Annotated in this window: 12 protein-coding genes, 4 tRNA genes and 1 pseudogene; 8 read left to right on the top strand and 9 right to left on the bottom strand. The window is 43.2% G+C overall.

The annotated features are described in order from the left end of the window. Positions 1–96: 96 nt before the first annotated feature. Positions 97–1,554, top strand: a complete 1,458-nt coding sequence (locus ABEF84_RS06130) for a CHAD domain-containing protein (protein ID WP_347453892.1) — start codon at positions 97–99, stop codon at positions 1,552–1,554. A 12-nt stretch (positions 1,555–1,566) separates the two neighbouring features. Here ABEF84_RS06130 and ABEF84_RS06125 read toward each other — a convergent pair whose 3' ends face one another. Next, positions 1,567–2,199, bottom strand: a complete 633-nt coding sequence (locus ABEF84_RS06125; RefSeq protein ID WP_347453891.1) for a hypothetical protein — start codon at positions 2,197–2,199, stop codon at positions 1,567–1,569. Positions 2,200–2,307: 108 nt separating this feature from the next. On the opposite strand from ABEF84_RS06125, the gene ABEF84_RS06120 reads away from it, so the two are divergent. From ABEF84_RS06120 to ABEF84_RS06110, 3 genes and pseudogenes are all read left to right on the top strand, one after another. Further along, on the top strand, positions 2,308–2,709 hold the full coding sequence (locus ABEF84_RS06120; RefSeq protein ID WP_347453890.1) for a DUF3144 domain-containing protein: 402 nt from the start codon (positions 2,308–2,310) through the stop codon (positions 2,707–2,709). A 135-nt stretch (positions 2,710–2,844) separates the two neighbouring features. Further along, positions 2,845–3,904, top strand: a pseudogene (locus tag ABEF84_RS06115) (amidohydrolase family protein). A 14-nt stretch (positions 3,905–3,918) separates the two neighbouring features. Next, positions 3,919–4,173: a hypothetical protein gene (locus tag ABEF84_RS06110; RefSeq protein ID WP_347453889.1), complete on the top strand. Its 255-nt coding sequence runs from the start codon at positions 3,919–3,921 to the stop codon at positions 4,171–4,173. 73 nt (positions 4,174–4,246) lie between these two features. On the opposite strand, the gene ABEF84_RS06105 is transcribed toward ABEF84_RS06110, so the two are convergent. Next, positions 4,247–7,033: a pitrilysin family protein gene (locus tag ABEF84_RS06105; protein WP_347460678.1), complete on the bottom strand. Its 2,787-nt coding sequence runs from the start codon at positions 7,031–7,033 to the stop codon at positions 4,247–4,249. Between the two features lie 122 nt (positions 7,034–7,155). Next, on the bottom strand, positions 7,156–7,977 hold the full coding sequence (locus tag ABEF84_RS06100; protein ID WP_347460679.1) for a PhzF family phenazine biosynthesis protein: 822 nt from the start codon (positions 7,975–7,977) through the stop codon (positions 7,156–7,158). A gap of 125 nt (positions 7,978–8,102) precedes the next feature. Here ABEF84_RS06100 and ABEF84_RS06095 point away from each other — a divergent pair, with 125 nt between their 5' ends. Both ABEF84_RS06095 and gloB read left to right on the top strand, forming a co-directional pair. Further along, positions 8,103–8,690: a flavin reductase family protein gene (locus ABEF84_RS06095; RefSeq protein ID WP_347453887.1), complete on the top strand. Its 588-nt coding sequence runs from the start codon at positions 8,103–8,105 to the stop codon at positions 8,688–8,690. 131 nt (positions 8,691–8,821) lie between these two features. Then, positions 8,822–9,556, top strand: a complete 735-nt coding sequence (gloB, locus tag ABEF84_RS06090; protein ID WP_347453886.1) for a hydroxyacylglutathione hydrolase — start codon at positions 8,822–8,824, stop codon at positions 9,554–9,556. Position 9,557: 1 nt separating this feature from the next. On the opposite strand, the gene ABEF84_RS06085 is transcribed toward gloB, so the two are convergent. Next, positions 9,558–9,830 (bottom strand): hypothetical protein, encoded by a 273-nt coding sequence (locus ABEF84_RS06085; protein ID WP_347453885.1) that lies wholly within the window; start codon positions 9,828–9,830, stop codon positions 9,558–9,560. A gap of 390 nt (positions 9,831–10,220) precedes the next feature. On the opposite strand from ABEF84_RS06085, the gene ABEF84_RS06080 reads away from it, so the two are divergent. After that, positions 10,221–10,424, top strand: coding sequence for a hypothetical protein (locus tag ABEF84_RS06080; protein WP_034586525.1), 204 nt, complete (start codon positions 10,221–10,223; stop codon positions 10,422–10,424). 147 nt (positions 10,425–10,571) lie between these two features. Continuing rightward, positions 10,572–11,504: an IS5-like element ISAba12 family transposase gene (locus tag ABEF84_RS06075; RefSeq protein WP_063454701.1), complete on the top strand. Its 933-nt coding sequence runs from the start codon at positions 10,572–10,574 to the stop codon at positions 11,502–11,504. A 109-nt stretch (positions 11,505–11,613) separates the two neighbouring features. On the opposite strand, the gene ABEF84_RS06070 is transcribed toward ABEF84_RS06075, so the two are convergent. The 5 genes from ABEF84_RS06070 to ABEF84_RS06050 all read right to left on the bottom strand — a co-directional run bounded on the left by ABEF84_RS06070 (position 11,614) and on the right by ABEF84_RS06050 (position 13,470). Further along, positions 11,614–11,698: transfer RNA gene (locus tag ABEF84_RS06070), tRNA-Leu, on the bottom strand. Positions 11,699–11,741: 43 nt separating this feature from the next. Further along, positions 11,742–11,815: transfer RNA gene (locus tag ABEF84_RS06065), tRNA-Trp, on the bottom strand. Positions 11,816–11,849: 34 nt separating this feature from the next. Then, positions 11,850–11,934, bottom strand: a tRNA-Leu gene (locus ABEF84_RS06060). Positions 11,935–12,238: 304 nt separating this feature from the next. After that, positions 12,239–12,324, bottom strand: a tRNA-Leu gene (locus ABEF84_RS06055). Between the two features lie 183 nt (positions 12,325–12,507). Then, complete coding sequence (locus ABEF84_RS06050; protein WP_075174500.1) at positions 12,508–13,470, bottom strand: IS30-like element IS18 family transposase; 963 nt, start codon at positions 13,468–13,470, stop codon at positions 12,508–12,510. Positions 13,471–13,558 lie beyond the last annotated feature (88 nt).

The following is a 13,558-nucleotide window of genomic DNA, read 5'->3' as shown; positions in this document are numbered from 1 at the left end:
CTCACCTAATCGCAACAAAGAGCTAGCCATTTGCTTCAGTGTCATCGCTCGATTTAAAGCTATAGTCAAGATAGAAGCCTTTAGAGGAATGCTGTGATGTCAGAAATTGAGCTCAAGTTTCAGGTCCCTTCACACATGCATGCACAACTGCAGCAGGACTTTGCTGCGCTGACACCAGAACGCCAGCATCTGTGGGCGCGATATTTTGATACCGAAGACTTAAGGCTATATGGACATAACATTGCACTACGCCAGCGTCAGGAAAATGGACTATGGCGGCAAACTATTAAAACCCCTTCAAAACCACCTTTTGAACGACTGGAATTTGAAATTGAACTCGGAGAAACCCAGCCGGAACAATGTGAGCTTTCCTGCTACAAAGACCATCCAGAAATCCGGGAATTGCTCAAAGAAGCGCTTGGCTCACTTAAAGAATCTTTAATCCTGCAATTTGAAACTGAAGTGCAACGTTCTGTTCGTACCGAAAAATATAAAAACAGCACCATTGAAATTGCCTTTGATCAAGGTGAAATACGCCATGGCAGTGAATTTACCGCCGTATATGAGCTGGAATTTGAGCTGAAGGAAGGACAGCTGAATGAACTGACTGAATTTTTCCAACCGTGGATTGAACGTTATGAACTCTGGCTAGATAGCCGCAGCAAGTCAGATCGTGGATATTCGCTTGTGGAAGGCAGCAGCATTACTCCGGCCCAGCATCAACTGCCGCTGGAACTGAGTGATGATGACAGCCTGCACACAATGCTGCAGAAAATTATCCGTAATACATTAGAACATTTGCTGCCGAATGCCACGGCGCTGGCTGCCGAGCGTTATGATAGTGAACATATCCATCAGGCTCGAGTGGCGATCCGGCGTCTGCGCAGTGCTTTACGTTTTTTTAATGTTGATGAACTGGAGATTCCACCTATCTGGATCGAACAGCTGTCTGATCTTTTCCAGCAATTGGGCACGACACGAGATCGAGATGCACTAGCTGAAAGCCTATTACCGCAACTGGAAGCTGCTGGTTCGCCACTGGTCGAGCTACCACCTGCCACAGAAAAAGAGCTTGATGTCAGTCAGTTATTCCGTCAGCCGGAAACCAACTATCTGTTTCTGGATCTATTACGTTATAGCCAGTCCAAACCTAAGAAAATCTCAGCAGATCTCCAAATCCTGTTAAAACGATTGAGCAAGCTGCATCAGCAAGTCTGTGCGGATGCCAAACAGTTTAGTGAACTGGATATTGAAGACCAGCACCGAACCCGTAAACGGGTCAAACGTCTGCGCTATAACATCGAATTTCTGCAAAGTCTGTTCCCATCCAAACTGGTAAAAACTTACCTGAAAGCCTTAAAACCGTTGCAGGAAAGTCTAGGACATTATAATGACTTGAATGTTGCAGAAAGCCTGTATGAGCCTTATGTAAAACAGAAACCTAAAGCCTGGTTTGTACTCGGCTGGCTACGTGCCGAACAAAAGCGACTGCAAAAAGAAATTCAGGCTGAACTGCAAGATTTTTCCCAGATTCAGCCCTTCTGGAAGAAATAAGCAAATCAAGACCTAGCGATATTTGCCGTAGACTTTCCAGGTATTGTTATCGGCTAGCGGATCACTATAACTATCACTACGCTGCTTGCGTGGCTTGTCACGCGCATCCACCAGTTCAAAATGCTGTTCTACACTGAGTACAATGCCATTCACATAAAACCGGGTTCGAGTATATTCACTCTGCCCATGCTGAAACACATAAGTACGCAAATCAACAAATTCCCGATGTGCCACCAAGGCAGCGGTTTCATCACTATCTAGCCAGCGTTGCATGGCCTGGACCTGCTCTGGTTCAAACTGACCACATTTTTCAATCAGGCTGGCAATCCCACGAAAGGTTTTTGATTCCTTGGCCCGAGTTTTATTGATCCGAATCCGATCCACATGGAAATAAAACAGCGGCAAGTTTAAATGGCTCGGCAGATGTACCGCATCCAGCACTTCATCTTCCATAAAAGGCTGAAACAGGTCCTGCGCCCGTTCTATTAACCCACTCCACTGGCGGTAATAGTCTTCCACCTGTGACTTGCTGCCATAATAAATCGGCAGCCCTTCAACATTGGCCAGATTCACAGGTGGCCAAATGTTCTGGCGCAATAAGGCGATATCACTTTTCAGGCTTTGTACAGCAATTGCATCTTGCATGGGAATCACATTTTTATGCTTAGGCTATTTTTAGATTAAGGCAAAGGTTTAGTTTCTGCAAGGCTTTGCCTATAATGAGCCATTCAGATTGAGTGTCAGGAAAAATTCATGGTTCAAAAGATTGAAGCGACCGATGTAACCGAAGAAGAAGCGTTAAATGCTGCATTCTTTGAACGTGCTGATGAATTTATCAAGCAGGCCAACGAGTTTAGCCGTGTAGAAAAAGGCTCACAGGAAAGCCCGAGCGAAAAACGCGGTCAGGTGAGCGCTTCGATGTTGTTTGCCACTGCCCGTTTTAATACCTGGGTGGCTGCCAATAACTTCAAAGATGGCAATGAAATGCGTGAAGCCAAGGACCAGGTCATGTCCTATATTCTTCAGCAGTTCCAATTAATGCTGGAAGACAACTATGACGAATATTGTGATCAGTTTGAGAACTATCTACGTTTCCGTCGCAACGAAGAGTTCCATGCCAACAAGCACAAACATGATCACGACCACGATCATTAATACAAAGCCCTTCGGGGCTTTTTTCATGCCTGTTTAGACAGAATAACTTTGCTTAAACTTTCTGCATTGACCTCCCTCTCTTTTTAACCCATAACTCTAAAAATATTATTTCAATAACAACAAATAGAGGATGTCATGCAGCTGAATTTTCCAATTATTGATCCGCATATCCATCAATGGGATCCCTACCACACCCCGCATGCGGCTGCGCTGGCAGTCAAACTGTTTGGCAGGCATCCTCACTTGTTAGATCGCATGGTACGCCTTTTCAGTCCCAAACCAATCGTTGACACCGTAGGCCTGACAGAACACATCACAGCACCGTACCTACCTGAAACTACAAACGGGATATCGGGGATTATCAGGTCGAACAAGTGGTGCATATTGAAGCCAGCTGGCATGAACAGAAAGGTGCTGGCGTAGTCAATGAAACCAAGTTTATTGCTAGTTTGCCCTTTCAAGAACATGGTTTGGAATTAGTGCGATTGTGGCTACCGCAGATCCACGGCGCAAAGATTTTAAACAGCTACTTGAGCTGCATCAGGAAGCTTCACCAAAGTTGCGTGGTATCCGTAAAATGGCATCCTTCCATCCTGACAGAGGCGTGCATGCCTGGGCAGATGAACCGCATTTATACCTGAATAAAAAATTCCAAAAAGGCTTTGAGCATCTGGCCAAAGCCGGACTGAGTTTTGATGCCTGGGTCTACTCGACCCAGCTTGCAGATGTGATCCAACTTGCCAAAACTTTTCCGGAAACACCGATTGTGCTGGATCACCTTGGTACACCGGTGGGAATATTTGGAAAAGTCGGTAAAGGTACGGGCAAGACAGCCCAAGAAAGACAAAATATTTTGGAACACTGGAAAGATAATCTCGCTAAGCTGGCCGAATGCCCCAATGTCTATACCAAAATCTCCGCACTGTTTATGCCTGTACTTGGTCATAAATTCCACAAGCAACGACGTTTAGCATCCAAAGATGAATTGTTGGAATATGCAACCCCAGTGATTCAGCATGCACTGCAATGTTTCGGTACAGACCGGACTATGTTTGCTTCCAATTTCCCCATGGATCGGGTCAGTACCAGCCTGGTGAATATCATCGATACCTTTAGCGATATTGTGCATGACTATGATAAAAATGCTTTAAGGCCAGTATTTTATGCAAATGCCAAAACATTTTATCGATTATAAATCGGAGCTGTTCCATGCTTGAGATAAGCGAGGTAAGTTTCAGCCAAAAAATTTGGTGTGTGGTTTTAATTGTGGTTTGTAGTTGGATGAGTTCCTATTACTATCAACAAATCATCAAACATCCATTTAATCATGACATCGCTCTTGGCTGTATTTTAATGGGAGGTGGTGTTTATATATTCTTATTTTTAATTTATGGCTGGCAACCTCAACTAGCTGTACTAGCTGGTATCATCGGTGGTATTGGTTTTAGCTATCGGGCTACCTAGATCAGTATTTTAGATTAAAAATAAAAAAACCTCCCTGCTACAGGAGGTTTTTAAATAGATGATCTATAAAATTTTATTTTTTGGTCAGTGTCGGCGGATTCACCGGCTGGCCATATTGATCCGACATCACCTCAACCAGCAAATACGTTTTCAGATATTTCTGAATTACGGCATCAATATCAGCCTTGGTTAATGCTGCCAGCGCCTTGTCACGTTTTTGGCGATAGTTCAAATCACGGTCACGTTCTAGCTGAGAGACTAACATGCTGTGAATACGGCGATCATCTTCCAGTACATTGACGCGTTTTTTCAGCAAACTGGCTTTTGCTGCTTCCACTTCCTGATCCGTAACCCCCTTGCTTTGCAGTTCACGAATCACTTTCTGGATGGACTCTGAAACTTGAGCCGAACGTCCAGCCGTATAATTGGCACCAAAAGATAATGCACCAACATCATTCCATTCCGAAAAATCTACACTGGCACTAAAACCATAGACCAGCGCGTTCTTTTCACGCAGTTCCTGTGCCAGACGTGAAGACAATTGTGAATCGCCAATAATATGTCGCAGTACCAATAAGGCTGGCACATCCGGATGATCTGCACCGACTGGCATGGAGATCGAGGCCAGATAGCTGCCAAACTCACGTTGTTCCGACAGGGCATGCACTTTCTGAGCCGGATATTCGATATAGGTAGATGTTAAATGTTCAAAAGGTTCAGCTGTATTCCAGTCTGCAAATTCCTGCTGGATCAATGCCTGCATGGTTTTTGGCTTAAAGTCGCCAGTGACAGCAACCCGGGCACGATGGGTCTTAAAGAAACGCTGATATAGCTCCTGCACCTGCTCACGCGTGGCTGTCTGATACTGCTGTTTGGCCAGTTCTGGCTCAAAGTGATAACGTAAATCCCCCGGCTCATAACGTTCCACCAGTCGGGCAAAAGTCAGGCCTGTCACGGTATCCGGTTCAGTATATGGACGCTCCAGACTGGACAGCGACTGTGACTTGATCAGGTCAAATTGGGTCTGTTCAAAGGTCGGATTCTTTAACACATCAAGAATGTATTTAAAGTATTCCTCGAAATGCTCTTTCTTGGCGGAAATGGAAATATTCAGGCCATTTCCCGTTGCACTAACATTGGCTGATCCACCGACTTCAATGGTTTTGTCTGAAATCTGTTGCAGGCTCTGGGTCTTGGATGCACGCATAATCAGATAGGCCATCAGATCAAGCAGTTCGCCCTTATGTTTCAGCGTTTCAGCGGTACCAAAGTCCAGCGCAATGGTCGAATAGACCTTGTCATCACGGGTCTGGGTTGGGAACAGTGCATATTGAATGCCATTGTTCAGCTTACCGCGCTGAATCTGCTTTTCCTTACTATTCAGCAGCTTTTTAGATTTCTTAACATATTGCTTCACTTCCGCCTGATACACCGAAATATCTTTAAGCGGCTCTTCACTCACTGTCTGCTGGTCCAAGGTCGGTTTGTTTTCCGCAACTTCCTGCAACTGTTGTGCTTTTTTCTGCTCTTCCGGGGTTGGAATAATATTACCCTGAATACGGTATTCAGCCTTAAAGAAATCTTTATAGATCTTGTTAGCATCTGTCACCGACAGCTGCTGAATGTCATTCAGGTCTTTAAAATATTTTGACCAGTCTCCGCTATAGGTCACGATGTAATCACTTAGGCGTGAACCCAAGGCCGCTGCATTATTTTTAATATTGTCCGCAGCATTGCGGGTCATGTTTTTCACCCGATTCAGCTCGGTTTCATTGAAATCCTTGCTCTGTTCGACTCCGGTGTGTAAAGCCTGTTCAACCTTTTGGACATCATGATTTGGGGCATAGACCGCACCCATAAAGACCATATTCATGTCTTTATCCAGCCAGGTGGTGGACTGTACCGCAGTGGCAATCCCTTGCTCGACAATGCCCTGATACAGGTGCCCGCTCGGCTGTAAAGTATATAAGGTTGGCGTCACCGATAATGCCGTCTGTTTTGCGGTTTCAGCACGGTTCAGGTAGATATTGTATTTGGCATAATTACTGCCCTTCGCCACAGTAAATTCGCGCTGCTTGATTTGTTCAGGTTGTAGTTCCGGTACTTCCGGCTGTTTCGGTACAGGCCGCGCCTTGATCGGACTGAAATGCTGGTCGATATATTTCAGCACCTGTTTTTTGTCGAACTTGCCGGAAAACACCATATAGGCGTTATTCGGGGCATACCAAGTTCGGTAGAATTGGTTCAGCTCCTGCATATTGATCGATTGCAGCTCATTTAAATCACCAATCGGCAGACGACCCAGATGCTGGTTGCCATAAGCAGATTTAAAAATCTGGTCCATCAGCACGGAAAATGGCTGATCCAAACGGATTTCCCGTTCACGTTTAACAATATCAATTTCTGTTGGAACATATTTTTCCTGCAGCACTAGCTTGTCCATTCGCTCAGCTTCCAGCTGGATCACTGCAGCGAGGGCTGTGTTTTCTGGACGGATCAAATTGGTATATTTAGTCGAGTAATAATCCGTGCTGGCATTCGAAGAAAGCGTGTACTGATCCAGGCGGCGCTGGAATTCATCCCCTTTGATATTTTCGGTGCCCTTAAATGCCAGATGTTCCAGCAGATGCGCCAGACCGCCCTTGCCCTGCGGGTCGTTTAATGAACCGGTAAAATACACCGTATTCATGAAGGTTTTATTTTCTTTTTCATTCGGTGCAAGGACGATTCTTAAACCATTATCCAGTTTATATTCTTCAATATTTTGTTCCGTTTTCACCAAAACTGGCTGAGCAAAACTGAGCGTTGCAGCGCCCATTAAAAACATGGAAAGTGTTAATTTTTTAAAGCGTAATGACATTCTTGATCCAGCAAACATGAACATTCTTATTCATCGAATATAATAGAGAATGATTCTCATTGTTGATAGTTATATTTTCTAAAAGCCACTGTAGCCAGCAGCTTTTAACCTCTTAAATCAATTTAAAGCAGTATCTCAGCCTGCATATATAACTTGCCATAGCCTGAAACTTCAATCCGCTCATTGTCTTTCATTTCACAATATAGTACCCCGCCACGCTGTGATGCCTGATAAGCAATTAATTTCTGCTTGCCTAATCGTTCTGCCCAGATAGGAACAATCCCGGTATGAATCGAACCGGTCACTGGATCTTCATTAATTCCATTACTAGGGGCGAAATAACGCGACACACAGTCATATTGTTCTGCACCTGCGGTCAAGGCCACATCCAGCAATGGTTCAGATGCCGTAATTGTAGTGCGACGGTCATTCACCTGTTTCAGCAAGGCAAAATCCGGGGTTTCATCCAGCACATCCTGCACCGACTCATACTCAATAATATAAGCCTGCTCATTCAGGTAAACATTCTTAAAGGTCTTGGTGAGTGCAGCACGCAATACTGCTGGATATTCATCCACCAACACTGGACGACGTACCGGAAAATTCATACGAATGCGACCATCTTCATCCTGACTAACTGTAAAAATACCCAAGTTTTTTACATGAAAGCGAATAGTTTTGTGTTCGGTATAATCCTGAAATAGCACAAAGCTGCTCGCCAACGTTGCATGTCCACAGAAATCCACTTCCTTGGTCGGGGTAAACCAGCGGATTTCATAGTTTTCCGCATCCAGGATTTTGACAAAGGCGGTTTCCGACAAATTATTTTCCAGCGCAATGTTCTGCATCAGACTTTCATCCAGCCATTCATTCTGCACAATTACTGCAGCAGGATTGCCCTTGAACAGATCCGTGGTGAAGGCATCCACTTGATACATTTTCATTGCTTATGCTCCATGTTGTTAGGGCTTTAGTTTAAAAGCTTTTTCACAAGAAAAAATTTATATATGTTAACAAACAGATAAATGCATACTTTCCAGCAATTCCTGCTAATTATTTTAGGACTGACATGTTAAATCCACATCTTAAAGCCGTTCCCCTGGAAAAATCCTATCGCGTACTCAACCATGGCCCAACCGTACTGGTTTCTGCAAAAGATCAGCAAGATACCGATGTCATGGCAGCCGCTTGGGCCTGTGCACTGGAGTTTCAACCTGCCAAAGTTACTGTGGTTTTAGATAAAAGTACCAAGACTCGAAAAATTATTGAAAATTCAGGCTATTTTGCACTACAGGTACCCACACTCAAGCAGCTCAAAATGGTATATCAATTAGGCACCATCAGCCTGCATGACGAACCCAATAAACTAGAAAAATGCGGTGTTGAACTGTTCCAGTTTGAACAGGCTGAGATTCCTGTAGTGAATGGTTGTGCTGCTTGGCTGCTCTGCGAGCTAATTCCTGAACCACACAACCAGCAGCATCATGACTTGTTTATAGGCAAAGTCATTGCCGCCTATGCCGATGAACGCGTGTTCCGTGACGGCCACTGGTATTATCAGGAAGTCGAGTCAAAATGGCACAGTATTCACCATGTTGCTGGTGGTCATTTCTATACCATTGGCGATCCAGTTTCAGTGGATGATATAGACGAATAATTTACCGATTTTCAGACAATATTATTCTGAAAATTTTGTACATGAATCATGCATAAATATACCGCCCAGCATTACTTACTGCTGGGCAAATATGCTACTTTATAAAATAATTTCAAACGGTTTAATGACACATGATGCCTTTTAAAATCCACTGCATAGACGTCAAAAATAGCTTACAGAATTATATCTGGCTGCTGGAACATACCGACTCCAAACAGGTTGTGGCCATTGATCCCACAGAATCTGGACTGGTACAGGAGTATTGCCAGCAAAATAATCTGGAACTGGCACAGATCTGGCTGACACACTGGCACAAGGATCATATTGGCGGTGTACCTGAACTGATTCAGGGTAAAAACATTCCAGTCTACGGCCCGCGTGAAGAGCTAAGCAAAATTCCATTTATTACTCATCCGCTGGAACATGACAATCAGTTCAAGTTTCATGGTTTAGAGGTCAGCATTATCAGCGTACCGGGACACACCTTAGGCCATATTGTGTACTTTATTGATGCCCTGGATGTGCTGTTCTGTGGTGATACCCTGTTTGCCATGGGCTGTGGTCGCGTGTTTGAAGGCACCTTTGAACAGATGTTCCATTCCCTATCTCGTCTGGCCGCCTTGCCACCACGTACCAAAGTATATTGCACGCATGAATACACGTTGTCTAATGCCCAGTTCGCCCTACATGTTGAACCGGACAATCTGGAAATTCAGGAACGGCATGAACAGGTAGAACGCCTAAGAATGCTCGGTGAATGTACCCTGCCAAGCAGCATTGAAATCGAACTGAAAACCAATCCTTTCCTGCGTGCAGACAGTGTGGAAGAGTTTACCCGTTTGCGTACTCTCAAAGATAATTTCTGATCTAAAGAATTTGATTGCTTTGCGCGTAGGCATCCAACTCAGCCTGAGTCACCACGCGTAAAGCATGCATCTCATCCACCCGTACCAGTAACAAACCACCCAATGCCGGCTGATAACGACGTGCGCTGCCAAAAGGTGTATAGGCCACTTTGGATTGCACGGTAAATTCCAGCCAGTTCTCATGTCCCAGCATCACAGCCACTGGTGTCAGCCCCTGTTGCTGCATCTGCTCAATCGTGTCTTTGACATATTGTTCAATATTGATTTGGGCCATAATGAAAATCCAAAGTGTAGAAAAAGATGAAGCGATCAAATAATAAAATTAATAAAACGAGTATTAGTTCACTCGAGGAAATAAATGCCTAGCTACATGCCTATTTAAGCATAAAGGCAGTGATCAATCGGCATTCGACCAAAACAAGACAGTTTGCGTTAAAAGCCGCTGCAAATATAGCCAGACAGATCCTTAGATATAATATTTAGTTACAACATCTAAAAGTATCTAGAAATCATTTATTTAGTTATTTTTTGATGGTTTTTTATGCATTTGTATGCTGATAAATACGACATTTTCAGAAGATTTAAATAATTTTAAAAATTTTCCCCTTTAAAAAAAATTTTTTCACCCTAATTTATTAAGAAATAGTGATGAAGGAGTTATCTCGTGAAAAAAGTGGTGAAAGCAAAAAATCTTCTAGCATTCCGTTTATGGTTAGAAAAATTGGGGTATTCAGTCCGCACCTTGGCCGACAATCGTGGTTTTACCTTTAGCTTTAAAAAAGAATATGGCCTTGTGACCTGCGACCTTTCAGGCAATGCGCTTGCCATGCAGTTAGGGGAAGAATTCGAAGACCATTTGAAAGCTTAAATTGCATCACTTTTAACGAGAATGATCAATTTCAAGCATCAATAATTTTAATGCCAAGCCAGCCCATTTCGATGGGCTCTTTTTTTTGCCTATGGCTTTGTTGCACAAACCTATCTGTAAAGGCTTTTTCAGCGATATAATTTTCAAATGAAGAAGCCTACACACAAAATCTACCGCACAACCAATTGGCCCGCATATAACCGAGCACTCATGAGTCGCGGAAATATTGCCATTTGGTTTGATCCTGCTACGCAATGGTATGCGCCATCAAAAGGCAAACAAGGGCGAAATCAAACCTACTCCGACGCAGCCATCCAGTGCTGCTTAATGATTAAATCCTTATTCCGTCTGTCTTTACGTATGGTTACTGGCTTTGTGCAAAGTCTGATTAAACTTTGCGGATTAAATTGGATAGCTCCAGATTACACCACGCTTTGTAGAAGACAAAAGCATATTGATATTGTAATCAGCTACCAAAAAAGTAGCGATGGGCTGCATCTACTCATGGACTCTACAGGCATGAAGTTTCTAGGTGAGGGCGAATGGAAACGCAAGAAACATGGACCTGAATATCGTCGCCAATGGCGTAAACTTCATATTGGTATAGATGCTAAAACCCTACAAATACGAGCAGTTCAGCTTACAACCAATAATGTCAGTGATTCACAGGTGCTTGGTGATTTACTTAATCAGATTCCACAAGATGAGCAGATTAACTCTGTTTATACCGATGGAGCTTATGACACCAAGCAATGCCGTCAGGTCATTGCAGATCGGCAAGCGCATGCGGTGATTCCACCTAGAAAAAATGCGAAACCATGGAAAGATACAAAGAGTAGCTCGCTAGAGCGAAATGAATTACTTCGAACAATTAAACGTTTAGGCAGGACACTATGGAAAAAATGGTCAGGCTATCATCGGCGAAGTTTGGTTGAAACTAAGATGCATTGCATCAAATTATTAGGAGATAAACTCAGTGCAAGGAGTTTTGATAGCCAAGTGAATGAGATCCATGCACGTGTAGCAGTCCTTAACAGATTTACGGAATTAGGTCGACCACTTACCCAAGTTACGCCTTAAATTTAGCTCAATTAGGTGCGCTTTGCATTTCAAATCTTTGTGCAACAAAGCCTTTGCCTATTAAAAATTCAGGCAAAAAAAACAAGGCATCAACCTTGTCTCTTTTGAGTGGTGGGGACGGAGAGACTCGAACTCTCACACCTCGCGGCGCTGGAACCTAAATCCAGTGCGTCTACCAATTTCGCCACGTCCCCAGCAGGGTACCAACCTAACGTTGGATTTCTCAAACTTTAAATCTGGCAGAGGATCAAGGATTCGAACCTTGACGAACGGTTTTGGAGACCGTCATGCTACCATTACACCAATCCTCTACACTTACCACCTTACTTAATCGCTTAAGTAATTTGGTGGGGACGGAGAGACTCGAACTCTCACACCTCGCGGCGCTGGAACCTAAATCCAGTGCGTCTACCAATTTCGCCACGTCCCCGTTGGTCGTGTATATTATAGAGAACACTCCCCTTTGACAAGCCATTTTGCAAGCAATACAGGCGTATTCTGCTAGAAATTAAGCAGTTAATTGTATTTTTCTTTAAATTTTCAAAAAAACTGGAATACTTTTATTGTTATTAACTGGTTCAATCTGCTGCTATACCTTAAATTTCTTCATCCATTTTTTGAGATGATCTAAGTCTAAAAATTTACCTGTGAGCAATTTTTCAAACTGATGTGTGCCATTTTCAAAATTTCAGCCATAAAAAAAAGCAAGGTATGTAACCTTGCTTTTTCGTATCTGGTGGGGATAGAGAGACTCGAACTCTCACACCCAGAGGGCGCTGCGACCTGAACACAGTGCGTCTACCAATTCCGCCATATCCCCGATGAGCGCTATATTAGAACGATCACCCCGGCATTACAAGGATTTTATACGGTTATTGCGCTCGTTCATTCAATAATTAATCAATTGATGTGATTTTGGATTTAAAGTGCATCTATTCTTATTGTCACGTGGACAATTGCAATTAGAAAAATAAGTTCTAGCTTATCTTTTTAATTGGCGGATTCAAGCGGCAAGTGCAACAGTATAAAAACCAGCCATAACTTCACTCGGTGTATACCAACCTAGCGTTTTTCTAGGACGATGGTTGAGTGCAAATTCTATCTGCTCTATTTGTTCGTTTGACACGTCATCAAACGATGATGATTTTGGCAGATATTGACGGATTAAACCATTCGTATTTTCATTTCTAGCTCGCTGAATAGACTTGTAAGGATCAGCAAAATACGTCTCTATCCCGGCATCAGTAATTCTTTTGTGTTCGGAAAATTCTTTACCATTATCAAATGTCACACTATAAGCATGGCTCATTCGTAAACGATCTAACGCACAAGTAATCGTTTGAGAGGATGCTCTCGTTGATCCTAAATGAACAATATGTACATACAGGCTCTTTCGATCAACAAGGGTTAATAAAGCACCTTTATGATGTTTACCAATCACCGTGTCACCTTCGAAATCTCCTAAACGTTGTCGTTGATCAATGACCTGGTCTCGACAGTGAATACTTGTTTTATCAATGATTTGCCCCCTACGATCCGTGTTTTTGTAACCTCGTTTTCGATATTTCTTCTGATGCCTTAAGTGTAGATGGAGTTTACCGCCTTTTGATTTATCTTGATAAATGTACTGGTAAATCCACTCATGTGAAGGTACATCCAGCCAACCGCGTTGTGTTAAAGCACCTGAAATTTGTTCTGGTGACCAGTCCAAGCCAATTAAATAATCAATATAGGCGAAGGCAAATGCTGTCATTGATGAGGAAGGACGGTACCGTCTTTGACTTGCAAATTTAGCTGCCTGTTGAGCCCTATATCCACGTTGCCCAGTATTTCTTTTTAATTCACGGTAGATGGTTGATCGTGAACGCCCTAACTCCCGAGCAAGGTTAGCGATTGAGCTTTTACTTTTCAAAGTAGCATAAATTTCGTATCTTTCATCTTGAGAAAGTTGGGTGTATTTCTTCATTGTGTGCTTTCCAATTGCGAGTTGAAAAAGTCTAATGATTCTATGAATACACCTAACTTTTTCAACTAACTACAAATGTGTCGCACTT

Origin of the sequence: Acinetobacter sp. ANC 7912, assembly GCF_039862785.1 — a bacterium.
Classification (GTDB): Bacteria; Pseudomonadota; Gammaproteobacteria; order Pseudomonadales; family Moraxellaceae; genus Acinetobacter; species Acinetobacter thermotolerans.
This window is presented reverse-complemented; position numbering and strand designations above follow the sequence as displayed.

Coding starts and splice junctions, on each gene's coding strand:
- ABEF84_RS06075 (WP_063454701.1), top strand. CDS start 10,572: ATGAAGAAGCCTACACACAAAATCTACCGCACAACCAATTGGCCCGCA.
- gloB (WP_347453886.1), top strand. CDS start 8,822: ATGATGCCTTTTAAAATCCACTGCATAGACGTCAAAAATAGCTTACAG.
- ABEF84_RS06110 (WP_347453889.1), top strand. CDS start 3,919: ATGCTTGAGATAAGCGAGGTAAGTTTCAGCCAAAAAATTTGGTGTGTG.
- ABEF84_RS06105 (WP_347460678.1), bottom strand. CDS start 7,033: ATGTCATTACGCTTTAAAAAATTAACACTTTCCATGTTTTTAATGGGC.
- ABEF84_RS06130 (WP_347453892.1), top strand. CDS start 97: ATGTCAGAAATTGAGCTCAAGTTTCAGGTCCCTTCACACATGCATGCA.
- ABEF84_RS06125 (WP_347453891.1), bottom strand. CDS start 2,199: ATGCAAGATGCAATTGCTGTACAAAGCCTGAAAAGTGATATCGCCTTA.
- ABEF84_RS06100 (WP_347460679.1), bottom strand. CDS start 7,977: ATGAAAATGTATCAAGTGGATGCCTTCACCACGGATCTGTTCAAGGGC.
- ABEF84_RS06050 (WP_075174500.1), bottom strand. CDS start 13,470: ATGAAGAAATACACCCAACTTTCTCAAGATGAAAGATACGAAATTTAT.
- ABEF84_RS06120 (WP_347453890.1), top strand. CDS start 2,308: ATGGTTCAAAAGATTGAAGCGACCGATGTAACCGAAGAAGAAGCGTTA.
- ABEF84_RS06095 (WP_347453887.1), top strand. CDS start 8,103: ATGTTAAATCCACATCTTAAAGCCGTTCCCCTGGAAAAATCCTATCGC.
- ABEF84_RS06085 (WP_347453885.1), bottom strand. CDS start 9,830: ATGGCCCAAATCAATATTGAACAATATGTCAAAGACACGATTGAGCAG.